The organism is [Roseibacterium] beibuensis, assembly GCF_039542305.1.
GTDB lineage: Bacteria > Pseudomonadota > Alphaproteobacteria > Rhodobacterales > Rhodobacteraceae > Roseibacterium > Roseibacterium beibuensis.
On the sequence record NZ_BAABHW010000003.1, the window covers coordinates 184,548 to 207,939 of the forward strand.

The window sequence follows — 23,392 nt, forward strand, 5'->3', positions numbered from 1 at the left end:
TCAAGTGGGCAGGTCGGCGAGCCCGATCTTGCCGGCCTCCCCGCGGGCGGTATTCGTGACGGTCCGAACCAGCGGTCCAAGCGCCACGAGCGTTGCGAAAAGCATTAGAATCTCGAAGTGGTAGACGACCGAGTAACCGGTCGCCGGGTCGTTGAGCGCCTCGCCCAGGCCGCCGGTGGTGGCGATCTGGTTGATCGTGTCGCGCACCCCGCCGCCAATGGCGGTCGAAATGCCGGCGGCGGTGGCCTGCGCGGCCCCCCAGGCGCCCAGCGCAAGGCCGCGCCCGGCCGTGCCCGAGGTGGGCATGGTCATGGCGGCGGTCAGGGTCGCGACCGAGAACAGGCCGCCGCCGAAACCGATCAGGCTGGCCCCGAAGAAGAACAGCCCCGTCGATCCCATCGGGTTCGCGAAAATGACGGCGGTGAAGGCCGCAACACCGGCCAGCACACCGCGTCCGGCCATGCGGTAGGGGTTGATGCCGTCGGCCAGCCATTTGGCCGCCAGCGCGAATCCGACAAGCGCCCCAATGGCCCAGGTTGCGGTCAGCAGCGTGGTTGAAGAAACCGAAAGGCCGAGGATCTGGCCCCCGTAGGGCTCCAGAAGAACGTCCTGCATGTTGAAGGCCATCGTGCCGATGAAGACCACGGCCAGAAGCCGCCCCGCGCTGCCGCCCGATGCGTAATCGGCCCAGGCATCGCGGAAGGTCGGACCTTGCGCCGCGCGCTCGGCCTTGGTCATGGGGCGCACGCGCTCCTGCTTCCAAAGGGCGATCACGTTCAGAACAAGCGTGGCAACGGCCGTGCCCTGCACCACCTGGATCAGTTCGAGACCGTTGAAGTCGCGCAGCATGAAACCGATAACGATGGAGGACACGGCCATGCCCGCCAGCAGCATCACGTACAGGAGTGCCACGACGCGCGGGCGCGTCTCATCCGTCGCCCGGTCGGCGGCCAGTGCCAGACCGGCCGTCTGGGTCATGTGCATGCCGAGGCCGGTCATGACAAAGGCGATCCCGGCAAGGATCTCGCCAGCCCACGGGATGTCATAGGCGACATTCGCCGTATCGCCCGACAGGACCAGCAACGCGGCAGGCATGACGGCAAGGCCGCCGAACTGCCAAAGCGTTCCGAACCAGAGATAGGGGATGCGCTTCCACCCGATGGCGGATTTGTAGGTGTCCGACTTGAACCCAAGCAGCGCCCGGAACGGTGCGATCAGCACCGGCAGCGCCACCATGATTGCCACGAGGAAGGCAGGCACCTGCAATTCGACGATCATGACGCGGTTGAGTGTGCCCAGCAGCATCACGCCCGCCATGCCGACCGACACCTGGAACAACGAAAGCCGCAAGAGCTGGCTCAGCGGCAGGTCGTCCGACGCGGCATCCGCGAAGGGGAGATACTTGATGGATATGCGTTTCAGCGCACTCATCTTGCATACTCCAGGCAGGTGGAAATGTAGAAGCCGCGGCTGACGCGCTCGACCTCGGTCATGGTGCCCGACGCGCCATGCTTGGACGCCATGCGCGCCAGCTTGGCGGGCGCGTGGGGGATCATGGTGGGCGACCGGTCGGACCGCGGGAAGAGTTTTCCAACGCCAAAGAACGCCATCAGGAACGGGGTGCGCGGTGCGACCGTGAAGACGATCGAGGAGCGAACCCGCGGACACAGGCTGGCCAGCGCCTGCCCCAGATCGTCGGCGGTGTAGTAGATCATCGAGTCCATCGCCATGACATGGTCGAAGGACCCCAGATCGGCCGACAGCATGTCGCCGGACGTGAACGTCACCTGGCCGGCCAGGTCTGCCGGCAGGCGCTTGGCCGCGATTTCGACGAGTGCGGGCGAGATGTCGATGGCGACCACCTCGGCCCCGCGACGGGCCAGTTCCTCGGTCATGGCCCCGGTGCCGCAGCCGGCATCGAGGACGCGCTTGCCGGTCAGATCGGCGGGCAGGCGCGACAGCATGATCGCGCGCATCCGGTCGCGCCCTTCGCGCACCGTCTGACGGATGCCGGAGACCGGCGCGTCAGAGGTCAACCGCTCCCATGTCTGGGTCGCGGTGCGGTCGAAATAGTGTTCGACCCGGTCGCGCGTGGCGCCATATGTCGGCGTCGCAACCATCAATCGAACCCCAGCAACTCGAAGATATCGCGATCTTCCATCGGGGCAGGCGCAAGCGGGTCGGTGCCCGCGTACAGCAGTTCGGCCAGACGGATGTATTCGGCGCGGCACTGCACGATGTCCTCGTCGTCGGGCATTTCGAACAGCGTCTTCTTCTTGAGGCGCGACCGACGGATGGCATCGACATCGGGCATATGCGCGATGCGCTTGAAGCCGACCTCGTTGCAGTAGCGGTCAACCTCGTCCGTCTCGCGCGAGCGGTTGGCGACGCAACCGGCCAGGCGCACGTTGTAGTTCTTCGACTTGGCCTGAACGGCGGCGATGATCCGGTTCATGGCGTAGATGCTGTCGAAATCGTTGGCGGTGACGATCACGGCGCGGTCAGCGTGTTGCAGCGGCGCGGCGAAGCCACCGCAGACCACGTCGCCCAGAACGTCGAAGATCACCACGTCGGTATCTTCCAGCAGGTGGTGTTGCTTCAGCAGCTTGACGGTCTGCCCCACGACATAACCGCCACAGCCGGTGCCGGCGGGCGGGCCACCGGCCTCGATGCACATGACGCCGTTATAGCCCTCGGTCATGAAATCCTCGGGGCGCAGTTCCTCGGCGTGGAAATCGACCTCTTTCAGGATGTCGATCACCGTGGGCTGCAAATGGCCCGTCAGGGTGAAGGTGCTGTCATGCTTGGGGTCGCAGCCGATCTGCAGAACGCGCTTGCCCAGCTTGGAGAACGCCGCAGACAGGTTGGAACTGGTCGTCGATTTGCCGATCCCGCCCTTGCCGTAGACCGAGAACACGGTTGCGCCCTCGATCTTCATGCTGGCGTCCTGGTGCACCTGCACCGAGCCTTCGCCATCTTCGCCCTTGTTCAGGACGGGCGGCGCGCCAAGGCCGCGTTTGGCAAGACCCTCTGCCTCGCGCGCATTGGCGCGAGCGGCGGGGGGGTTCTTTGTATCGAGGGGGCTCATCCGGTCGTCTCCTCTTTCATTCCGCGGCCATTCCGGGGGTGAGGCCTTCGAGGGTATCCTCGAGCTCGTCCGCACCGGCCTGAAGGGCGGCGAGCGTAGCCTCGTCGGGTTGCCAGTAATTGCGTTCGAACGCTTCAAGCAGGCGGTTCGCCATGCGGACCGAGGCCTGAGGGTTCAGTTCCGCCAAGCGGCGGCGCATCTCTTCGTCGAGCACGAAGGTTTCGCTGAGGCGCTGATAGACCCAGGGATCGACCTGGCCCGTGGTCGCCGACCAGCCCAGCGTGTTCGTCACCTGCGCCTCGATCTGGCGGACACCTTCGTGGCCGTGCTTCAGCAGACCTTCGAACCACTTGGGGTTCAGGCTGCGCGAGCGGGTTTCGAGCGCCACCTGATCCTGCAGCGTGCGCACCTTGCCCTCGCCACGGGTCTGGTCGCCGATGAAGACCGGGGCCTCGGCCCCCCCCTTGGCGCGTTTCACCGCGCGGGAAATGCCGCCGAGCGTGTCGAAATAGTGGTCCACCGTGGTGACGCCCAATTCGACCGATTCAAGGTTCTGATAGGCCAGATCGACGTCTTTCAGCGCGGTCTGAAGCAAGCCCGCGTTCTTCCGCGCCTTGCCGTCCATGCCGTAAGCGAAGCTCTTGCGCGCCTCGTAGGCATCGGCAAGTTCGTCTTCCTCGCCCCAGGCGCCGCTATCGATCAGCGCGTTGACGTTGGAGCCATAGGCACCCTCGGCGTTGGAGAAGACGCGCAGCGCGGCCTCTTCGATGCCGACGCCCATCTTCTGCATGTAATCGAGCGCATGGGCGCGCACGAAGTTCATCTCGATCGGTTCTTCGGCCGTGGCGGCCTTGTAGGCGGCTTCGGCCAGCATCCGGGTCTGCAAGGGCAGCAGGTCACGGAAGATGCCCGACAGGGTCATCACAACGTCAATGCGAGGGCGACCCAGCTCTTCGAGCGGGATCAGGTCGGCACCACACAGGCGGCCATAGCCATCAAACCGCGGTTTCGCGCCCATCAGGGCCAAGGCCTGGCTGATCGGCCCGCCATCGGACTTGATGTTGTCGGACCCCCACAGAACCAGCGCGACCGAGCGGGGCATCTCGCCCGCCGCCTCGATCAGGCGCTGCGCCTGTTTCGCGCCATCCTGCAAGGCAAAGGCAGTGGGCATGCGGAACGGGTCGAAGGCGTGGATGTTGCGGCCCGTGGGCAGCACCTCGGGCGAGCGGATCAGGTCGCCACCCGGAACAGGCTCGATATAGCGTCCCGACAGCGCCCGCATCAGGGCACGCAGCTCGGTCTCCTGCCGGAGCAGATGTTCGACCCTTTTCCGCGTTTCAGGGTCTGTTTCAGCCATGACGCGCAGGTGCTCCTGCAACTCGGCCTCGGCGATGGGTTGACCCACGACATGCAGGCCATCGGGGATCAGCGCATCCTCGGTTTCCAGCAGCGTCAGCCACAGCTTGTCCGGGTCGCGTTCCGTCAGGTCCACGGCCTCGGCCTGCGCTTCGATCAACTCGGCCAATTCGGCACGCTCATGCGCATCGGGCGACAGCGCGCGCCAGCGCGTCAGGCTGTCTTTCAGTTCCGAAAGGCCCTTGTAGAGGCCCGAGGCCGCCAGCGGCGGGGTCAGGTGCGTGATCGTCACCGCGTTCGAGCGGCGCTTGGCCAGCGTCGCCTCGGACGGGTTGTTCGAGGCGTAAAGATAGACGTTCGGCATTTCGCCGATCAGGCGGTCGGGCCAGTCGCGTGCGCCAAGACCGGCTTGCTTGCCCGGCATGAATTCCAGCGCGCCATGCATGCCGAAATGCAGCAGGACATCCGCACCAAACGTATTCCGAAGCCACAGGTAGAAGGTGGTGAAGGCATGGGTCGGCGCGAAACCATGTTCGAACAACAGGCGCATCGGGTCGCCCTCGTAGCCGAAGGTCGGCTGAACACCCACGAAAACCTTGCCAAGCTGTGCGCCAAGAACGAAAACGCCGCGCCCGTCCGACTGGATCTTGCCCGGGGCGGGGCCCCAGACGCTCTCGATGGCTTTCAGCGGGGGCGTGTTGCGGACGATGGTGTCGGCATCGACATGGGCGGCGACATTCGCCTCCTGCCCGTATTGCTTGGCGTTGCCTTCCAGGACCGCGCGACGCAGGTCATCGACGGTGGCGGGAACCTCCACGTCGTAACCGTCGGCTTTCATCTGCTTGAGCGTGTTGTGCAGGCTTTCAAAGACGCTGAGGTAAGCGGCGGTGCCGATGGCCCCGGCATTCGGCGGGAACCCGAACAGGACGATGCCGACCTTCTTCTCGGCGTTTTCCTTGCGGCGCAGCACGGCCAGGCGGCGTGTTTTTTCGACCAGCGAGGTGATCCGCTCGGTGCAAGGGGCCATCGCCCTTGTGTCGGACTTGCACACACAGGCAATCGAACAGCCTTGGCAGCCATCCACGCCATGCCGCCCGCCGAACACGGTGGGGTTGGTCGCGCCGTCAATCTCGGGCAGGGCCACCAGCATCGTGGTCTCGACCGGGCCAAGACCGCCATTCGACGACGACCACTGGCCCAGCGTCTGGAACTCGATGGGGTGCGCGGCGATGTAGGGCACGTCGAGCTCTTTCAGAACTGCGACCGCCGCCTCGCTATCGTTATAGGCGGGACCGCCGATCAGGCTGAACCCGGTCAGGGACACCAGGGCGTCGATCCGGCCCTTGTCGAAATAGGCGGAAATCGCGGGGCGTCCGTCGAGACCGCCGGCGAAAGCCGGAAGCACGGCAAGACCCGCTTTCTGCATCTTGCGGATCACGGCATCGTAATGCGCCGTGTCACTGGCCAGGATGTAGGAGCGCATCATCAGCAAACCGACGGTGCCCACCGGGTTCTCCGGCTGCGGCAGGTCGGCCGGGTCGGTCGTGATGCGATGCCCCGGCAGATCGGGGTGGTAAAGACCAACCTCGGGGTAATCGATGGGCGCAGCGGCCTCGGCCCCGGCAAAGGCGCGGTCGGTGGCGTAGCGCCCGACAAGGAAGCGCACCATCTGTTCGACGTTGTCGTCCGATCCGCCCAACCAATACTGCATGGTCAGGAACCAGGCCCGTACGTCCTGCGCCTTGCCTGGAATGAATTTCAGGATCTTCGGCAGGCGGCGCAGCATTTTCATCTGCTTTTCGCCCGACCCGCTTGGCGCGCCGTTGCTGCCTTCCTTGGAGCCGCGCAGCTTTTTCAACAGCTTCATCGGCCCGCTGGCGGGCTTGGTCATGTCCAGGTCGCCCATCCGGGTCAGCTGGACGATTTCCTTGGCCGAGATGATGCCGATCATGGCGTCGCAATGATCGCGGCGCGCTTCGAGGTCCGGCAGAATCGCGCGGATATGTTCCTCGATGAAGAGCAGGTTGGCGACGATGATATCGCCATGCTTGATGGCGATCTTCGCCTCTTCCAGCGCTTCGGGGTTTTCCGCCCATTCGGCGCTGGCGTGGACCGAGACGTTGAGGCCCGGGAATTCCTTACCCAAGCGTTCGCTCACACGGGCAGCGGGGCCAGCCGCGTGGGCATCCAGCGTGACGATCACGACCCGGTAGCCGGGGATATTGTCACTGTCACCGCGCAAAGTGTGCCTTAGCCTCATACAAAGTGTCGATACTGATCTCCGAGACACCGCGTTCGGCGGCGAATTTCTCGGTGTTGCGCTTGGCCTTGCCGCGCACGAAGAAGGGGATTTTCTTCAACTCGCGTTCCGCGTCGGCGAGCCAGACCATCACGTCGCTCCCGGTTTCCGCCGGGGCCTCGGGCTGGGTCGCAACGGGCTCGGGCGCGGGCACCTCGGCGATCGGCTTGGGCGCGTGGCCGCCATGGTGGCTGGCCCCCGCCTCGTCGTGGAATTCGAAATCCTCGCGGAACATGTGCAGCAGATGTTCTTCCAGACCCATCACCAGCGGGTGGATCCAGGTGTCGAAGATCACGTTCGCGCCTTCCCAGCCCATCTGGGGCGAGTAGCGCGCGGGGAAATCCTGCACGTGAACCGGGGCCGAGATCACGGCGCAGGGAATACCCAACCGCTTGCCGATATGGCGTTCCATCTGCGTGCCGAGGATCATCTCGGGGGCCAGATCCTCGATGGCCTTCTCGACCTCGAGGTAATCGTCGGTGATCAGCGCCTCGACGCCGTAATCCTTGGCCAGTTTGCGGATATCGCGCGCGAACTCGCGGTTGTAGCAACCCAGGCCCACCACCTCAAAGCCCATTTCGTCCCGCGCGATGCGGGCGGCGGTCTTCACATGGGTCGCGTCGCCGAACAGGAACACGCGCTTGCCGGTCAGGTAGGTCGAGTCGACCGACTTGGACCACCACGGCTGGCGCAGGCGGCTGAGATCTTTTTTCGGCTCTACACCGCAGATCTGGGCCACTTCAGCCACGAACTCATGGGTCGCGCCGACACCGATCGGAACCGTCTTGGTATAGGGCTGGCCGCAGGTGCGTTCGAGATGCCGCGCGGCGGTTTCCGCGTGCTCGGGATACATCAGAACGTTGAAATGCGCCTGCCCCAGCTTGGCGATATCCTCGGGCGTGGCATCGAACGGGGCCACGACATTCACGCCGATCCCCATTTCGTAAAGCAGGCCTTTCACCTCTTCGATATCGTCGCGGTGGCGGAAGCCCAGCGCGAGCGGCCCGATGAGGTTCGCGGTGATCTCCTGCGTGCGCTCCATCGGCTGCGCCAGGGCGCGCACGATCTGGTAGAAGGTTTCGTCCGAACCGAAGTTTTCCTTGCGCTGGTAGCTGGGCAGTTCCAGCGCGACGACCGGGACGGGAATATCCATCGCCTCGGCAAGGCCACCCGGGTCATCCTGAATCAGTTCGGCGGTGCAGGATGCGCCGACGATCATCGCTTGCGGCTTATACCGGTCATAGGCATTGCGGCAGGTATTGCGGAAGATGCTGGCCGTGTCGGTGCCGAGGTCGCGCCCTTCAAAGGTCGTGTAGCTGACCGGCGGGCGGTGGTTGCGCCGCTCGATCATGGTGAACAGCAGGTCGGCATAGGTGTCGCCCTGCGGCGCGTGCAGCACGTAATGCAAACCCTTCATCGCGGTAGCGACGCGCATAGCGCCAACATGCGGCGGGCCTTCGTATGTCCAGACGGTCAGCTTCATCGCGCGACCTCGCGCGTCTCTTTGGAAGCGCTTGCCGCCTCCAGTTTCAGAAGCTCACGGCGCCGCACGGGGCGGCTGAACAGACCGGCCAGATCGCCTGCCTGCTCGTAGAAATGCACCGGCGTGAAGACCAGCTCGATGGCCCACTTGGTCGTCAGGCCCTCGGCCTCCAGCGGATTGGCGAGGCCGAGACCACAGACCGTCAGGTCGGGCCGCGCGGCGCGCACGCGGTCGAGTTGCTTGTCCACGTCCTGCCCTTCGGAAATCGTGGGGCCGGCCGGGATCAGGTCCATGTCGGGGCCGACAAGGCCCTTGTGGATGTAGGGCTGGCCGATCTCGATCGCCTCCATCCCGCATTCGCGGGTCAGGAACCGGGCCAGCGGAATTTCCAGCTGGCTGTCGGGCATGAAGAAGATGGTCTTGCCTTGCAGCGCCTTGGCGGCGTTGGCGATGGCGGTGCGGGCGCGGGCGCGCGGCGCATCCGTGACGCGGGCAAAGGTTTCGTCATCGACGCCGAATTCGTCGGCAATCGCACGAAGCCACAGCGTCGTGCCTTCTTCGCCGAAGGGGAACGGGGCCTGGATCATCCGCGCACCGCGGCGATCCAATTCGGCGGACGTATCGCCGAGGAACGGCTGGAGGCAGGCATAGACCGTGTTCGGGCCGACACCGGGCGCTTCGGCCGAGCGGTGCGCGGGCAGGACACGGATCGGGCCGATGCCCATCTTGTTCAGCAGATCGACGGCCTGATCCTCGACCACGTCGGGCAGCGCGCCGACCAGCAGCAGTTCACGCTCGTCCGTCTCGGGCAGGACCGGCACCATCGAGGCAAGACAGGCATCTTCGCCTTGGGTGAAGGTCGTCTCGATCCCGCTGCCGGAGTAGTTCAGCACCCGCACATGCGGCGCATGCTTGACCGTCAGCCGTTCGGCCGCCCGGTGCAGGTCCAGCTTGATCACCTCGGACGGGCAAGAGCCGACGAGGAAAAGCTGCTTGATGTCAGGGCGGCGCGACAGAAGGCGATCGACCTCGCGATCCAGTTCCTCATGCGCGTCGGCCATCCCGGCAAGGTCGCCCTCTTCCAGAACGGCGGTGCCGAATCGCGGCTCGGCGAAAATCATGACGCCAGCGGCCGATTGCAGAAGGTGCGCGCAGGTGCGGCTGCCGACGACAAGGAAGAAGGCATCCTGCATCTTGCGATGCAGCCAGATGATCCCGGTCAGGCCGCAGAACACCTCGCGCTGACCACGCTCCTTCAGAATGGGGGCGTCGCGGCAGGTGGCGCCAGAAATGTTGGTCGGTTGGTTCACAGGCGACCCTCCGACTCCAGCCGCGCCATGCGGAGCTTCCACAGGAACTGCGCGGCGTTCACGACGTAGGCGGCATAGGCGGCCAATGCGATCCACATCTGGGTGTCATGGGGCCAGCCCGCGAAGAGCGACCAGACATAGGTCAGGTGCAGCGCGATCACCGCAAGGCTGAAGACGTCCTCCCAGAAGAACGCCGGCGCAAAGAGGTATCGACCGAACACGACCTTTTCCCAGATCGCGCCGGTCACCATGATGGTCAGCAGAACAAGGGTTTTCAAAACGATCGACGCCGTCGCGAGGTCATACCCCGCCCCCGTGATCATGAAGCGGATAACAAGCGCCAATGACACCAGGAACACCAGGAATTGCAGGGGCGCGAGCACGCCCTGCACGGTCGTCCATACCGTGGCATCGCGTCGCGCGCGTTCTTCTGGTGTGTAAAGCTGCCTTGACGGAGCATGGGTGAACGTGTCGCTCGGCATTTCCCGTCGATTCCCTTGGTCTGTCTGGGAAAGGTAGGGCTGTAAGCCCGATAGTGTCAATCAAAACTTACACTTTCGAGACGGGTTTTCCCATGCGGCAAAAGCCAGCAGCCGACAAAGCATCTGCCTTGTTTTATTGATTTCTTTGCCCGATTGAGAATGAGAAAGCGGCAAGGGTGATCGCTAAGCGGGTTGCTGTGTCAATTTCCTTTGACAGGTGGCTTGCGATGTTGGAAACTTTCCGGGGTAGTCAATTCGCGGATGTCCGCGTTTCCGAGTGCCCGGATTGGTGCCAATGCGCGCCGTGGCTGGTGAAATCATGATGGATGACCATGGCAATATGCCGTCCCGGAAAACCACCGGGATGACGCATGATCTGCGCCTGCATGACCGTCGCAGCGTGCAGGAGGTCGGAGTCCGCAGTCTCGCCCGCCAGGCCATCCGCCTCATGGCATCCCGCAACAGCGCCCCCAGCGACCTGTCGGCCCAACGGTTGCGCGTTCTGTGCGACGCGTTTCTCGATGAGCATGACGACGCGCGCCACCTCGTGCTCATGCGCCTGAGGCAGAGCGGGGTAGGCTTGCGCGACATCATCGACCGCATCGTGCCCGATATCGCCCGCTGCCTTGGTCAGCGTTGGGCCGATGACGACATCAGTTTCGCCGAGGTCACCATCGGGTCAGCCCGCTTGCAGGAAACCGTGCGCGCCCTCGGCGCCAAGGACCAGGCCTGGCAAAACGTGATCTATGCAAAAGGCGGCCGCGCCGGTGAAGATCAGCGGCCCAGGATTCCAGGGGCTCGGGCGCCGCGCATTCTGTTGGTTGTTCCCAGCCCGGAACATCATACGCTTGGGATATTCGTCGCCGCGGATCAGTTGCGGCGCTTGGGCTACATGGTCGATATCGCCCTCGACAAGCATCCGCGCCAGATCGCCGACAGTGTGCGTTTCGGGCGCTATGCCATGCTGGGAATCACGGCTGCCGGGCGCAGAACGCTTGCAACGACAAGAGAAATCGTAGACAGAGTTCGGTCTAATACGATGCGCGTGATCCCGATTGTTCTTGGCGGCTCGATCTTGGAAGCCGATTTCGACCTGAGGTCCCTCACGGGTGTGGACCATGTCGCACCGGATATGGTGACGGCCTTGGGTCTTTGTGGACTTGAAACGAAAGGGAACTGCACCCTTTTAGAAGTGGATGCAGACACAGGCAGATGAGCGGTTTTCCTCCGTGTCGGGATAGAAAATGCTGATGAACACACGTGGATCAGAGTTCTGGGATCAGCCTTCGACGCCGCCCATCGGCCCGGAGCACTTCAACGAGATCGTCACCACGGCGGCAGATCTTGCCATCGTTCTTGATACACAGGGCACCGTCAAATCGGTCATCACCAACCCTTTGAACCCCACATTGGGGCGTCTCGACCATTGGAAAGACCGCGACATTCGCGAATTCATGGCCGAGGACAGCCTCGGTAAGCTTGAAACTCAGCTTGCCGCCTATCGCGAGGGCCAGGAGACCAAGGTCGACGCGATCGAGGTCAACCATTACGACAATGCGAATTGGGAATTCCCGATCCGCTACACGATGCACAAGACGGGCAATCCCGACATCATCCTGATGTTGGGGCGCGATCTTCGCCCGATTGCAGAGCTACAGCATCGTCTCGTGAAGGCGCAGCTTGCGCTTGAGAAGGATTATGAAAGCCACCGTGATTACGAGACCCGCTACCGGGTGATCATGGAGGCTGTGCGCGATGCCCTCGTGCTGGTCGATGTCGAATCGGGTCGAATTCTCGACCTGAACGAGGCCGCTGCCCAGATCCTCGGGGCCGAGGCGGATGCCTTGACGGGCTCTGCCTTCACGCAGGAATTCGAGGGCAAGCGGCGGGGCGAGTTCCTCGAAGGGCTGGTTCTGACGGCCGGTGACGAAGCCGCCGCCGCCGTCACGGTAACCACGCGGCGCGGCAAAGCCGAGGTCGAGATCTACCCGACCGTCTTCCGCGCGGCTGGCGACAAGACGTTGCTCTGCCGGCTTGAGGCCGCTGGAAGCCAGGAATCCGTGGCCGCCGAGTTGTCGCAGACGCTGACAAGCCTCTATCGCGACGGTCCCGATGCGGTGGTGGTCACCGACAGCCATGGCGTGATCCGGTCGGCGAACGAAGCGTTCCTCGGGCTGTGCGATGCAGGGAACCTTGGGGACGTGAAGGGCCGGTCGCTTGGCGACTACCTTGCGCGGGGCAGTGTCGACCTGAAGGTTCTGATCGACAATGCTGCCCGGAACGGCACCATGCGCCTCTATTCGACGCGGTTCGAAGGGGCCTATGGCAGCCAGTTGTCCATCGAGATGTCCGCGACGCATCTGGCCGGCGCCGGTATGACCGGGTTCGCCTTCGTGATCCGTGACACCTCGCGCATGGAGGTGATCCGCGAGCCCGGCGCACCCGCGCCGTCAGGCCCTGCGCCCATGTCCGATGACGCGATGCGCAACGTGATGGATCTGGTGGGCTCTGCCCCGTTGAAGGATATCGTCGCGGCCACCACGGATGTGGTTGAGAAGATGTGCATCGAAACGGCTGTGGAGCTGACGGACAACAACCGCGTCGCCGCAGCCGAGATGCTGGGCCTGTCACGGCAGTCGCTTTACGTGAAGCTGCGGAAATACGGTCTGCTGCACAAGAACGGCAATTAAACGCATTGATGTAGCCTTTTCAGGCTGAGATACATGTGCGCGTGCCGCATGACCACCATCACCACCACGTCGCTCTGGACGGCCCCAAGGGGGATCGCAACCTTGTGCTTGCGATTGCCGTCAACCTTGGGCTGACCGTCGCACAAGTGATCGGCGGCATCCTGTCCGGGTCGCTCGCGCTGGTTGCCGATGCCCTTCACAACCTGTCCGATGCCCTGTCGCTCGTCATCGCGGCGCTGGCGCGGCGGGTGGCGCGGAAACCGGCGGATGCCGGTATGACCTTCGGATACGCGAGGGCGGAGACCGTCGCCGCGCTCATCAACTACACCACCTTGATCGTGCTGGGGCTTTACCTCTGTTCCGAGGCGATTATGCGCCTGCTCGATCCGCAGCCCGTTGCCGGTTGGACGGTCGTGATCATTGCCGGCATCGCCCTTGTCGTCGACCTGGTCACGGCGGGTTTGACCTTTGCCATGGCGCGCGACAGCCAGAACATTCGTGCGGCCTTTCTGCACAACCTTGCAGATGCGGCGGGATCGATCGGCGTGATCGTGGCCGGCGTCGGCATCCTCACCTTCGATTGGTGGATCATCGACCCGATCGTGACCCTGCTGATCGCCGGGTCGATCCTTTGGCTTGCTTTCCGCGAAATCGGGGGCGTCATCCGCGTTCTGATGCTTGGCACGCCGCCCGATCTCGATACCGAAGACGTGCTGGACGCCCTCGCCGCAACCGACGGCGTCACCGACGTACACCATGCCCATCTGTGGCAGATGGACGAACACAGGCCCGCCTTGCAGGCGCACCTTGTCCTGTCCGAACGGGATTGGGCGCGGTCCGAGTCGATCCGAAACGAGGTGAAGCTGACCATGCAGCACCGTTTCGGCATTCGCCACGTCACGCTGGAGCTTGAAAGCTGCGACTTCGAGTGCCCCGACCGGCACCGCATCGGCCATGACTGAGACATAGTGCGTCTAGTTCATTTTACACTTGCCGAGTCGCATACTGTCAACTTATCCTGACAGTCATGAGTGTAACGACCGACCTCAGCCAGACTCAGCCGCGAAAACTGCCGGAGCCGAAGGCGGTTCTCACCCTGCTGAAACCCATCACGTGGTTCCCACCCATGTGGGCCTACCTGTGCGGCGCGATCAGTGCGGGTGTTGCCCCCTCGGGGCATTGGTTGGCCCTTGGCCTGGGCGTCTTTCTGGCCGGTCCCGTCGTCTGCGGCATGAGCCAGGCCGCGAATGACTGGTGCGACCGCCACGTGGACGCGATCAACGAACCTCACCGTCCGATCCCATCGGGCCGCATTCCCGGCCGTTGGGGCCTTTGGATCGCGCTATTCATGTCGGCCCTGGCCCTGGTCATTGGCTTGGCCCTTGGCCCGTGGGGATGGGGCGCGACGGTCGTCGCCGTCCTCGCCGCCTGGGCCTATTCAGCCGAGCCTGTCCGCCTCAAGAAATCCGGCTGGTGGGGACCGGGCCTTGTCGGCCTGTCCTACGAGTCGCTGCCCTGGTTCACCGGCGCCGCGGTTCTGTCTGCGGGGGCTCCTGCATGGCCCGTGGTGATCGTCGCGCTGCTCTATGGGATCGGCGCGCATGGCATCATGACACTCAACGATTTCAAGGCGCTTGAAGGCGACCGTCAGATGGGCGTCAACTCGCTGCCCGTGACGATGGGCCCCGAGCGTGCGGCGAAGCTGGCCTGCGTCGTCATGGCCGTGCCGCAGATGATCGTCATCGCGCTCCTCTTCTCGTGGGACCGCCCGTGGTATGCGGTTGCGATCATCGTTTCGCTGCTTCTGCAATTCTACGCCATGCGGGTTCTCCTGAAGGACCCGAAGGGCAAAGCCCCGTGGTATAACGGCACCGGTGTCACGCTTTACGTCTCCGGCATGATGATCACGGCCTTCGCCATCAGAAGCCTTGAGGCCTGGCCATGACGCTGTCCTGGTTGCAGATTGTGCGGCTTGGCCTCGTGCAGATGGCGCTCGGGGCCATTGTCGTTCTTACAACATCGACCCTGAACCGGCTGATGGTGGTTGAACTGGCGCTGCCCGCCGTTCTGCCCGGCCTGCTGGTGGCACTGCATTACAGCATCCAGATCACGCGACCGCAGTGGGGTTACAAGTCCGACACGGGCGGACATCGCACGCGTTGGATCATCGGTGGCATGGGAATCCTGGCGCTTGGCGGCCTGTCGGCGGCCTATGGCGTCGTTCTGATGGACAGCAATTTCACCCTCGGGCTGATCACGTCGATCCTCGCCTATGCTGCGATCGGCGTTGGCGTCGGCGCCTCGGGCACATCGCTTCTGGCGCTTTTGGCGACCGCGACCGCCGATCACCGCCGCCCGGCGGCTGCCACGATTACCTGGCTGATGATGATCGTGGGCATCGCCGTGACTGCCGGTGTCTCGGGCCAGTTCCTCGACCCTTACACGCCGATGCGCCTGATGCAGGTGGTCGCCACCGTGACCGGGCTGGCCTTTGTCGTCACCTGCCTGGCCGTCTGGGGCATCGAACGGACCGTCGTCGCACGGGCCGAGGCCGAGGCCGCTCCGTTCATCGAGGGCATGAAAGAGATCTGGGCCGAACGGAAGGCCCGCCATTTCACCATTTTCGTCTTCCTCAGCATGACCGCCTATTTCATGCAGGAGTTGATCCTCGAACCCTATTCCGGCCTCGTTTTCGAGTTCACGCCCGGCCAATCCACCTCGCTTTCGGGTGCGCAGAATGGCGGCGTGTTCCTTGGCATGGTTCTTGTCGGCGTCGCGGGCACCGCGCTGCGCTTCGGCTCGCTCAAGGCCTGGGTGATCGCTGGCTGCATCGGCTCGGCCGGCGCGCTTGGCTTGATCACCATGCTGGGCCAGATCGGGCCGGAGGCGCCGTTGATGCCTGCCGTCGTCCTGATGGGCTTTTTCAACGGCATGTTCGCCGTGGCGGCCATCGGCTCGATGATGGCGCTGGCCGGTGAGGGCCGCAGCGCCCGCGAAGGCACCCGCATGGGGCTTTGGGGTGCGGCACAGGCCATCGCCGCAGGCTTTGGCGGATTGGCCGGGGCTGCGATGGTCGATGTCATGCGCGGTTTCATGGCCGACCCCACCGCCTTCGGCGCCGTATTCCTTTTCGAAGCGCTCCTCTACATCGCCTCGGCCTACATGGCCCTGCGCGTGATGGAGCGTCATCCTGCCATGACCCCGAACGGGGTCGCCGTTCCGGGAGAGTGACCATGCTCTACGATGTTGTCGTTGTGGGGGGCGGGCCGTCTGGCGCGACCGCCGCGGAAGATCTGGCGCGTTCGGGGCACAAGGTGGCCCTTCTCGACCGGGATGGACGGATCAAACCCTGTGGCGGGGCGATTCCCCCGCGCCTGATCCGCGATTTCCACATTCCCGACGAGCAGCTCGTCGCCAAGATCACCACGGCGCGCATGATCTCTCCGTCGGGTCGCAAGGTCGATATTCCCATCGAGAACGGCTTTGTCGGCATGGTGGATCGCGAGCATTTCGACGAGTTCCTGCGCGTCCGCGCCGCCGAGGCCGGGGCGGAGCGCGTCACCGGGACCTACACCCGCATCACGCGCGATGCCGATGGCACCCATGTCCATTACCGCGACAAGGCCACGGGCGAGGATCGGGCCCTGACCTGCAAGATCGTAATCGGCGCCGATGGCGCACGGTCCAATGTCGCCCGTACCGAGGTCAAGGGCGGCGACAAGATCCCCTACGTGATCGCCTATCACGAGATCATCGAAGCCCCCGGCCCTGTCGGCGACTACGACCCGGCCCGCTGCGACGTGATCTATGACGGGCGCATCAGCCCGGATTTTTACGGCTGGGTCTTTCCGCACGGGAAGTCCGCCAGCGTCGGCATGGGCTCGATGGTGAAATCCGTCGACGTCAAAAAGGCCACCGCGGACCTGCGCGTGGCTGCTGGCCTGCAGGATTGCAAGACCATCCGGCGCGAGGGCGCACCGATTCCGCTCAAGCCGCTGGATGAGTGGGACAACGGGCGTGACGTGGTCCTGGCCGGCGATGCCGCCGGCGTTGTCGCCCCCTCGTCAGGCGAAGGGATCTACTACGCGATGGCGGGTGGGCGCTGCGCCGCAACAGCCGCCGCCGCCAAGCTGCAAACCGGCTTGATCCGCGACCTGAAACTGGCCCGAAAGCTGTTCATGCGCGAGCATAAGAACGTCTTCAAGGTGCTCGGCGCGATGCAGGACGCCTATTACAAATCCGACGAGCGGCGCGAACGTTTCGTCAGCCTGTGCCACGACATCGATGTTCAACAATTGACCTTCGAAGCCTATATGAACAAGGAATTGGTCAAGGCCCGGCCGATGGCGCATATCAAGATCGGGCTCAAGAACCTGTCTCATCTGGCCGGCATTGTCCCGGCGACACGCATATGACAATCGAAATCCCCACCTGGGTGGATGGCCGCCTGACCCCCGTCGAAAAGCTCGAAGCCCATGTGAAGGGCCTTCGGCACAAGGCGATTTCGGTCTTCCTGATGCGCGAGGGTCGCGTGCTCCTGCAACGTCGCGCTATGGGCAAATATCACACGCCCGGGCTCTGGGCGAATACCTGTTGCACACATCCGTTCTGGGGCGAAGACAGCCTCGATTGCGCCGGTCGTCGTTTGGCCGAGGAACTTGGCCTGACCGACGTGACGCTGGAATATCGCGATACCGTCGAATACCGGGCCGATGTTGGCGGGGGCCTGATCGAGCATGAGGTCGTCGATATTTTCGTGGGCGAACTGCCCAGTGGCGTAGAGCCCAAGCCCAACCCCGACGAGGTGATGGACACGATCTGGCACCCACTGGACACGCTGGCCGAAGAGGTCACGCGCAAGCCCGAGGGCTTTACCCCGTGGTTGCAGATCTACCTGCGGGATCACGCGACCAAGATCTTCACTGCGGCCGACCCGGTCTGAAACCCCTTATTGATCCAACAAAAAAGGCCGCCTTGGGCGGCCTTTTTCATATCTCGAAACGGCGCACTCAGGCCGAGGCTTGTCCCGCGAAGTTTGCGACTGACACACCCATCGCCTGCAGGGCCGTGCCCGCGATATCCGCCGCCGTAAGCCCCGCATCGGCATACATGTCGCCGGGGCTCGCCTGGTCGATGAAGCGATCGGGCAGGTGCATGGTTCGTACCTGGCACCGTCCATCGAGTTGCCCTGTCGCGGCCAGATGATGCAGAACCAGCCCGCCGAACCCGAGTGCCGAGCCCTGCTCCACGGTCACCAGCGCCGTATGGCCAGCCACCAGCCGGTCGATCAGGTCGGTGTCCAGCGGCTTGGCGAAGCGTGCGTCGGCAACCGTCACGGACAGGCCCTTGGCCTCCAGTTCCTTGGCGGCTTCGCGCGCCTCGGACAGGTGCGCGCCAAAGGACAGGATCGCGACATCGTGGCCTTCCTGAATGATGCGACCCTTGCCGATTTCCAGGACTTCGCCAGTCTCGGGCATGTCCACACCCACGCCCTCGCCGCGCGGATACCGCAGGGCAATCGGCCCGTCATCATGCGCCGCAGCCGTCGCCATCATGTGGACCAGTTCCGCCTCGTCGGCGCAGGCCATGACCGTCATGTTGGGCAGGGCGGCGAGAAAGCTGATGTCGAACGCGCCGGCATGGGTCGGGCCATCGGCCCCCACCAATCCCGCCCGGTCGATCATGAAGCGCACCGGCAGGTTCTGCAGCGCCACATCGTGCACGATCTGGTCATACCCGCGCTGCAGGAAGCTGGAATAGATCGCGCAGAACGGTTTCAGACCGCCAGCCGCCAGACCGCCGCAGAAGGTCACGGCGTGCTGTTCAGCGATCCCCACATCGAACACACGCCCGGGCATCGCCTTTTGCAAGACGTTGAGGCCCGTGCCACCCGGCATGGCTGCCGTCACGCCCACGATGCGTGAATCAGTCTCTGCCATGCGTGTCAGGGTCTGTCCAAAGACGCCTGTGTAGCTGGGGGCGTTGGGTTTCGACTTTTTCTGCGCGCCCGTGGCGACATCGAATTTCGCGACCCCGTGGTAGCAATCGTCGGCCCCTTCGGCGGGCGCGTAGCCTTTGCCCTTCACCGTCACCGCGTGGATCAGAACCGGCCCGGTGGCCCGCGCCTTTGCGGCGCGCAGCACGGACAACAACTCGCCCATGTCATGCCCGTTCACCGGCCCCAGATAAGTGAAGCCCAGGTGCTCGAAGAGCGTGGCGGATTTCGAATGGCCCGTCACCAACTCGCGCGCCCGTTCCGCCCCTTGGCGCAGCGGCTCCGGCAGGTGTTGGGCCACGCCGTCTGCGATGTCTTTCAACGCCGCCAAGGGCGAATTGGTCGCGAGATTCGACAGGTAGCGCGACATCGCACCGGTTGGCGGGGCGATCGACATCTCGTTGTCGTTCAGGATCACGAACAGGCGGCGACCGTAATCGCCCGCGTTATTGAGCGCCTCGTAGGCCATGCCGGCACTGATCGAGCCATCGCCGATCACCGCGATCGCGTCGCCCGTCGCCTCGCCCAGCTCCCGCGCCATGGTGAAACCCAGGGCGGCGGAAATGCTGGTGGAACTATGGGCCGCGCCGAACGGGTCGTAGTCGCTTTCGGCCCGCTTCGTGAAGCCGGACAGGCCGTTCTTCTGGCGCAGGGTCCGAATCCGGTCGCGGCGTCCGGTGACGATCTTGTGCGGATAACACTGATGGCCAACGTCCCAGATCAGTTTGTCATAGGGCGTGTTGAACACCGCGTGGATCGCCACGGTCAGTTCGACAACGCCAAGGGACGATCCAAGGTGCCCGCCGGTTTCCGACACGGCCGAGATCACCTCGGCCCGCAACTCGTCGGCGCATTGTTTCAATTCGGGGTCGCTCAGCCGCCGCAGATCGGCGGGATAGGTCACTCGGTCGAGAACGGGGGTTTGCGGTCTGTCGGTCATTCTTCAGGTCCTCCCGAACCTGCTCGTCAGAGACGAAAAAGCCGCGGACAGGGTCTGAATCCCGCCCGCGGTCCAGTTAACCTCACGAAGGGACGTAAGGGTCCTTGCGATCCGCGGGCGGGGCATCCCGCCCGCGGTCAATCCTGCTATGGGCCGCGGCCCGCATGGCTCACTCGAAGGCCGAGTAGTCCGGCTCGCCGTCGACGACGGCCAGCTCGGGCCAGTTGCGGATCACGTTCAGGCCATTGAGCGGCTGCTGTTCGCCCTGGTGACAGGTGCGGCAGGCCGCCAGCGGCATGTCGGCATAGACCGGGCCAAGGCGCTCTTCCGGCAGAACCTCCTGCAAGGGCAGCAGGTAATCCGCGATGATTTCCTGAACCATGGCGATACCGAGCGTCGCGGTGGCCCATTGCGGGGTCACCTGCGCGGCATCGTAGAACGCCCGCGTGTTATGGCAGAAGGTACAGTTCACACCCAACGAGTTCGCGATGTAGTTCATGAACCCGTAGGTCCGTTCGGCCTGCTGGATCAGCGGGTCGCCCGGCTGCTGCTGCACACGGCTGGCCAGATCGTGGATGGCGATGATGTTGTAGCTGCCTTCGTCATTCTCAAGCAGGTAGTGCTCGAGATAGTCGGAGGGCAACGACGTGAAGTTCGACACCATCGTCACGCGGTTCTGGTTGGCACTCCAGCCCGCGACGCTTTCGTTCACGGGGCTGACCCGGTACCAGATGTTGTTCGGCACTGGCTGCCCGCGGTGGCAGGTGTAACAGGTCACACCCACCTCAGCGTTCACCTGAACGTGTGCCGCCCAGTTCTGGTTGATGTTCTGGGTCATCTGGATCATCCGCCGGGCGACCGTGGTCTGGTAGTTCTCCAGACCCGGCTCCAACAGATCGGGAATACCCGTCCAGCTCCGCATGGCTTCGATCAGCCGGTTGTAGTTATCGACCGAAAGATCGGCCAACAACGGTTCGGCCCCATCAATGGCAGCACCGGCCGTCTCGGCGCCTTCGGTCGGGACCACCGGTTCCGAGGTAAAGAACCCCGCCACCGTAGGATCGCCGGCCTCCAGATCCGTGAGGAATTCGGCCACGTGCATACCGGACCCACGGGGGCCGGTCTGCATGCTGTCTGTTGCGAAGGGTTGACCCCAGGTGACGAGCATCGCCGCCACGAACACCGCCGATCCTGCGACACCGACCGCGATGGCGGGGCCGAAGATATTGGTGGGATTCTCCCGGTCCCAGTTGCTAAACCACTTGGGTAACATGGCTCACTCTCCTGTCGGGGCGATGCCGCCGAAGTCACTGTACGACCCGTAGGCTTCGTAGCCATAGGCGCCCAGATGTTCGGGGGCGAAGTTGTGTTCCTGGGCCCAGATGAACCAGTTGTCCACGACGGTCCCGGTGAGAAGGATGCCAATACCACCCGTGATGGGGGTCAGGACCGCGAACCACCAGGCCCAACGGTGAATGCCTTCCATCGTGGCATTGAAGCCCATCGTCCAGCGCCAGAACAGCGCCGCCCGCTCGGAGGCCGTGCCACGGTCCACGATCTGCTCCAACTCCCGGTCGCCGCCGAAGCGGGTCACGGCCATGATGGTGCCGCCATGCATCGCGAAGAGCAGGACAGAGCCATAGAGGAACGCGATCGAAAGCGCGTGGAACGGGTTGTAGTAGAGGTTCCCGTAGCGGATCGAGAAGGCCGTGGTCCAGTCGAGGTGCGGGAAGATGCCATAGGGCACCGCCTCGCTCCAGGATCCCATCAGGATGGGACGGAACAGGCCAAGGACGAGGAACAGCCAGATCGCGGCCAGGAAGGCCCATGCGATGTGCTTGCCCATCTTGTGCTGGACAGCCAGCAGATAGGTGCGCACCCACCAGGCCATCACCGACACGAGCAGGAAGAAGCTCGCGATGATGTACCAGCCCCCGTCATTGAGCGGCGGGAAGCTGAGGCCCCATTCCGGCCCCGGCGGTTCCAGCGCCAGCCAGAACAGTTGCCGCAGGAACTCGGGGATGGACCATCCCACCTGCGCCAGCATGTTGAAGCCAACGATGAAGAACCACGCAAAGCCGGTGGCGAGGCTGGTGATGCCGGCCCAGCCCAGGTAGATCGGGCCAAGCTGTGCATTGCCCAACCAGCCGAGCAGGCTCGAATGTGTCGCACCGCTGGTGCGGCCCCCACCCAGCACGTTCTCCTTGAGCTCCATGCCCATCTCGGGCTCGCCCTGAACCTGCACCTGGGTGAAGATGTTCTGGTATTCGAAGTAGGCCATGATTCATTCTCCCCCAATCACGGTGGCGGAGGCTTCGGTGCCGATGGTGGCCATGCCGGTGCTGTCATAGACGACACTCGGTTCGGGCCAGATCGGCAGGTCGAGCCACCAGTTCCACCACTCGGGCCAGCCGGACGTCCAGACCGGGCCGGAAATGATGATGCAGACCGCACTCCAGAACACCGCCGCAATGGCCAGGAGAAGACCGAGACGGTGGATACCCAGCGTGCCGATCGAATAGCCGATGAAATCACGGAAGAAGGTGTCTTCGTGATCCGGCGTCTTCATCTCCTCACCCTTTTCGGGGTTGGCTGCCGACAGGATGAGGCCACCGTGCAGCGCGAGCGCCAGCGTGGTGGTGAAGAACAACGTCACTGCCAGCATGTGAGCCGGGTTGTAGTGGAAGTGCAGATAGGCGTAGCCGACATTCGACACCCAATCGAGGTGACTGAAGATCCCGTACGGGAATCCGTGGCCCCAGGCGCCCATCAGAAGCGGGCGGAAGATCACCAGCGTCACATAGGCAAGGATGGCGAAAGCGAAGGCAAAGGGTACGTGATACCCGATCCCCAGCTTGCGGCAGATTTCGACCTCGCGAAGGGCCCAGCTGATGAACGCGCCGGTGGCGCAGATCGTGATGATCTGCCACAGGCCGCCTTCCATCAAAGGCGCCATCCCGAGACCATAACTCAGGTCAGGGGGTGCGATATTGATCGTCCAGGGGTTGAACGTGCCTTGCATGGCCGCCCCCCATAAGATCAGAACCGTTCCCAGAACGGCGAAAAATGCTGTCGTCACCCCAAAGAAGCCCACGTAGAAAGGGCCCACCCAGAAGTCGAACAGATCGCCGCCGATCAGCGTCCCTCCGCGGACGCGATACTTTTTCTCGAAGCTTAGCAAAGCCATGCGTCTGTCTCCGCGTGTGGCGGCGTGTCCCCGTTACGGTCAGCCGTCAGTTTTTTCGTCGGATCGCCACGGGCGGGCGTAAACCCGCCCGCGGCATTTGTCAGACTCCCGCAAACACGGGACGGGTCCGGCGATCAGCCGCCGAAGCCCGCCGATGCGGCGGCATTTTCCATCCAGTTCAGGCCGGACGAGAGCACCGCGAGGTGAATCATCACAGCCAGAAGGAACAGGAACACACCCTGGGCCACGAAAACGCGGCGCGGGTCGAAGATGAGCCAGATCTTGTAGAACTTAGCCATGTTGTCGCTCCTTCCTTAGAACCAGGGGGCCCAGATGTACGTGGCGATATGGGCGACGACGGCAACGGCCGCAAACAGCCAGAGCCCGCTCATATACACCGAATGCAGCTCCTGGGCCTGCTCGTCGGTCAGACCCGTGAAGGACAGGTCGGTATTGTCAGCCATAAACTTTCCTCCGGAACGTTAGACTGATGCCGCGAACCCCGCGGCCGGGCCCCGACAAGGCCTCATTGCCCTGCCGGCATTCCATCCGAACCGCAGCG

The 23,392-nt window shown here is 63.8% G+C and carries 20 protein-coding genes; 7 read left to right on the plus strand and 13 right to left on the minus strand.

Annotation, left to right across the window (positions count from 1 at the left end; genetic code table 11):
- The 7 genes from ABD923_RS12360 to bchF all read right to left on the minus strand — a co-directional run bounded on the left by ABD923_RS12360 (position 1) and on the right by bchF (position 10,018).
- Positions 1-1,431, minus strand: a complete 1,431-nt coding sequence (locus tag ABD923_RS12360) for a PucC family protein (protein WP_259548659.1) — start codon at positions 1,429-1,431, stop codon at positions 1-3.
- Positions 1,428-2,120, minus strand: coding sequence for a magnesium protoporphyrin IX methyltransferase (gene bchM / locus ABD923_RS12365; protein ID WP_259548657.1), 693 nt, complete (start codon positions 2,118-2,120; stop codon positions 1,428-1,430). The genes ABD923_RS12360 and bchM overlap by 4 nt, the downstream gene beginning before the upstream one ends.
- Positions 2,120-2,938, minus strand: a complete 819-nt coding sequence (gene bchL / locus ABD923_RS12370; RefSeq protein WP_259549145.1) for a ferredoxin:protochlorophyllide reductase (ATP-dependent) iron-sulfur ATP-binding protein — start codon at positions 2,936-2,938, stop codon at positions 2,120-2,122. Before bchL ends, bchM begins: the two co-directional genes overlap by 1 nt.
- Before the next feature lie 166 nt (positions 2,939-3,104).
- On the minus strand, positions 3,105-6,686 hold the full coding sequence (locus ABD923_RS12375) for a magnesium chelatase subunit H (RefSeq protein WP_345229497.1): 3,582 nt from the start codon (positions 6,684-6,686) through the stop codon (positions 3,105-3,107).
- A complete protein-coding gene (gene bchB / locus ABD923_RS12380) occupies positions 6,676-8,226 on the minus strand; it encodes a ferredoxin:protochlorophyllide reductase (ATP-dependent) subunit B (RefSeq protein ID WP_259548648.1) in 1,551 nt (516 codons plus the stop codon). The genes ABD923_RS12375 and bchB overlap by 11 nt, the downstream gene beginning before the upstream one ends.
- Complete coding sequence (locus ABD923_RS12385; protein ID WP_259548646.1) at positions 8,223-9,536, minus strand: ferredoxin:protochlorophyllide reductase (ATP-dependent) subunit N; 1,314 nt, start codon at positions 9,534-9,536, stop codon at positions 8,223-8,225. The genes bchB and ABD923_RS12385 overlap by 4 nt, the downstream gene beginning before the upstream one ends.
- A complete protein-coding gene (gene bchF, locus ABD923_RS12390) occupies positions 9,533-10,018 on the minus strand; it encodes a 2-vinyl bacteriochlorophyllide hydratase (protein ID WP_259548644.1) in 486 nt (161 codons plus the stop codon). The genes ABD923_RS12385 and bchF overlap by 4 nt, the downstream gene beginning before the upstream one ends.
- 295 nt (positions 10,019-10,313) lie before the next feature.
- On the opposite strand from bchF, the gene ABD923_RS12395 reads away from it, so the two are divergent.
- From ABD923_RS12395 to idi, 7 genes are all read left to right on the plus strand, one after another.
- On the plus strand, positions 10,314-11,234 hold the full coding sequence (locus ABD923_RS12395) for a cobalamin B12-binding domain-containing protein (protein WP_259548639.1): 921 nt from the start codon (positions 10,314-10,316) through the stop codon (positions 11,232-11,234).
- Positions 11,235-11,268: 34 nt separating this feature from the next.
- Positions 11,269-12,708, plus strand: a complete 1,440-nt coding sequence (ppsR, locus tag ABD923_RS12400; RefSeq protein WP_259548638.1) for a transcriptional regulator PpsR — start codon at positions 11,269-11,271, stop codon at positions 12,706-12,708.
- 41 nt (positions 12,709-12,749) lie between these two features.
- Complete coding sequence (locus ABD923_RS12405) at positions 12,750-13,670, plus strand: cation diffusion facilitator family transporter (RefSeq protein WP_259548634.1); 921 nt, start codon at positions 12,750-12,752, stop codon at positions 13,668-13,670.
- 65 nt (positions 13,671-13,735) lie between these two features.
- A complete protein-coding gene (gene chlG / locus ABD923_RS12410) occupies positions 13,736-14,653 on the plus strand; it encodes a chlorophyll synthase ChlG (RefSeq protein WP_259548633.1) in 918 nt (305 codons plus the stop codon).
- Positions 14,650-15,939 (plus strand): BCD family MFS transporter, encoded by a 1,290-nt coding sequence (locus ABD923_RS12415; protein WP_259548631.1) that lies wholly within the window; start codon positions 14,650-14,652, stop codon positions 15,937-15,939. Before chlG ends, ABD923_RS12415 begins: the two co-directional genes overlap by 4 nt.
- Positions 15,940-15,941: 2 nt before the next feature.
- Positions 15,942-17,123, plus strand: a complete 1,182-nt coding sequence (locus ABD923_RS12420) for a geranylgeranyl diphosphate reductase (protein WP_259548629.1) — start codon at positions 15,942-15,944, stop codon at positions 17,121-17,123.
- The gene (gene idi / locus ABD923_RS12425; protein ID WP_222189979.1) at positions 17,120-17,650 is read left to right on the plus strand and encodes an isopentenyl-diphosphate Delta-isomerase; all 531 of its coding nucleotides are present in this window, start codon (positions 17,120-17,122) and stop codon (positions 17,648-17,650) included. The genes ABD923_RS12420 and idi overlap by 4 nt, the downstream gene beginning before the upstream one ends.
- Positions 17,651-17,717: 67 nt before the next feature.
- Here idi and dxs read toward each other — a convergent pair whose 3' ends face one another.
- The 6 genes from dxs to pufB form a co-directional block, all read right to left on the minus strand.
- On the minus strand, positions 17,718-19,643 hold the full coding sequence (gene dxs / locus ABD923_RS12430; protein WP_259548627.1) for a 1-deoxy-D-xylulose-5-phosphate synthase: 1,926 nt from the start codon (positions 19,641-19,643) through the stop codon (positions 17,718-17,720).
- Positions 19,644-19,812: 169 nt separating this feature from the next.
- Positions 19,813-20,916 carry a photosynthetic reaction center cytochrome PufC gene (gene pufC, locus ABD923_RS12435; protein WP_259548626.1) on the minus strand — a complete coding sequence of 368 codons (1,104 nt, stop codon included), beginning with the start codon at positions 20,914-20,916 and terminating at the stop codon, positions 19,813-19,815.
- Between the two features lie 3 nt (positions 20,917-20,919).
- Positions 20,920-21,924, minus strand: a complete 1,005-nt coding sequence (gene pufM / locus ABD923_RS12440) for a photosynthetic reaction center subunit M (RefSeq protein ID WP_259548625.1) — start codon at positions 21,922-21,924, stop codon at positions 20,920-20,922.
- A 3-nt stretch (positions 21,925-21,927) separates the two neighbouring features.
- Entirely contained in the window at positions 21,928-22,830 is a 903-nt protein-coding gene (gene pufL / locus ABD923_RS12445; RefSeq protein WP_222189972.1) for a photosynthetic reaction center subunit L, read from the minus strand.
- A gap of 134 nt (positions 22,831-22,964) precedes the next feature.
- The gene (gene pufA / locus ABD923_RS12450) at positions 22,965-23,129 is read right to left on the minus strand and encodes a light-harvesting antenna LH1, alpha subunit (protein ID WP_222189970.1); all 165 of its coding nucleotides are present in this window, start codon (positions 23,127-23,129) and stop codon (positions 22,965-22,967) included.
- A gap of 15 nt (positions 23,130-23,144) precedes the next feature.
- Positions 23,145-23,294 (minus strand): light-harvesting antenna LH1, beta subunit, encoded by a 150-nt coding sequence (pufB, locus tag ABD923_RS12455; RefSeq protein WP_222189968.1) that lies wholly within the window; start codon positions 23,292-23,294, stop codon positions 23,145-23,147.
- Positions 23,295-23,392: the final 98 nt, after the last annotated feature.

What these genes read in the sequence shown, in the direction of transcription:
- ABD923_RS12360 (WP_259548659.1), bottom strand. Translation starts at nt 1,431, where the DNA reads ATGAGTGCGCTGAAACGCATATCCATCAAGTATCTCCCCTTCGCGGAT.
- bchM (WP_259548657.1), bottom strand. Translation starts at nt 2,120, where the DNA reads ATGGTTGCGACGCCGACATATGGCGCCACGCGCGACCGGGTCGAACAC.
- bchL (WP_259549145.1), bottom strand. Translation starts at nt 2,938, where the DNA reads ATGAAGATCGAGGGCGCAACCGTGTTCTCGGTCTACGGCAAGGGCGGG.
- bchB (WP_259548648.1), bottom strand. Translation starts at nt 8,226, where the DNA reads ATGAAGCTGACCGTCTGGACATACGAAGGCCCGCCGCATGTTGGCGCT.
- bchF (WP_259548644.1), bottom strand. Translation starts at nt 10,018, where the DNA reads ATGCCGAGCGACACGTTCACCCATGCTCCGTCAAGGCAGCTTTACACA.
- ABD923_RS12395 (WP_259548639.1), top strand. Translation starts at nt 10,314, where the DNA reads ATGCGCGCCGTGGCTGGTGAAATCATGATGGATGACCATGGCAATATG.
- ppsR (WP_259548638.1), top strand. Translation starts at nt 11,269, where the DNA reads ATGAACACACGTGGATCAGAGTTCTGGGATCAGCCTTCGACGCCGCCC.
- chlG (WP_259548633.1), top strand. Translation starts at nt 13,736, where the DNA reads ATGAGTGTAACGACCGACCTCAGCCAGACTCAGCCGCGAAAACTGCCG.
- ABD923_RS12415 (WP_259548631.1), top strand. Translation starts at nt 14,650, where the DNA reads ATGACGCTGTCCTGGTTGCAGATTGTGCGGCTTGGCCTCGTGCAGATG.
- ABD923_RS12420 (WP_259548629.1), top strand. Translation starts at nt 15,942, where the DNA reads ATGCTCTACGATGTTGTCGTTGTGGGGGGCGGGCCGTCTGGCGCGACC.
- idi (WP_222189979.1), top strand. Translation starts at nt 17,120, where the DNA reads ATGACAATCGAAATCCCCACCTGGGTGGATGGCCGCCTGACCCCCGTC.
- dxs (WP_259548627.1), bottom strand. Translation starts at nt 19,643, where the DNA reads ATGACCGACAGACCGCAAACCCCCGTTCTCGACCGAGTGACCTATCCC.
- pufC (WP_259548626.1), bottom strand. Translation starts at nt 20,916, where the DNA reads ATGTTACCCAAGTGGTTTAGCAACTGGGACCGGGAGAATCCCACCAAT.
- pufM (WP_259548625.1), bottom strand. Translation starts at nt 21,924, where the DNA reads ATGGCCTACTTCGAATACCAGAACATCTTCACCCAGGTGCAGGTTCAG.
- pufL (WP_222189972.1), bottom strand. Translation starts at nt 22,830, where the DNA reads ATGGCTTTGCTAAGCTTCGAGAAAAAGTATCGCGTCCGCGGAGGGACG.
- pufA (WP_222189970.1), bottom strand. Translation starts at nt 23,129, where the DNA reads ATGGCTAAGTTCTACAAGATCTGGCTCATCTTCGACCCGCGCCGCGTT.
- pufB (WP_222189968.1), bottom strand. Translation starts at nt 23,294, where the DNA reads ATGGCTGACAATACCGACCTGTCCTTCACGGGTCTGACCGACGAGCAG.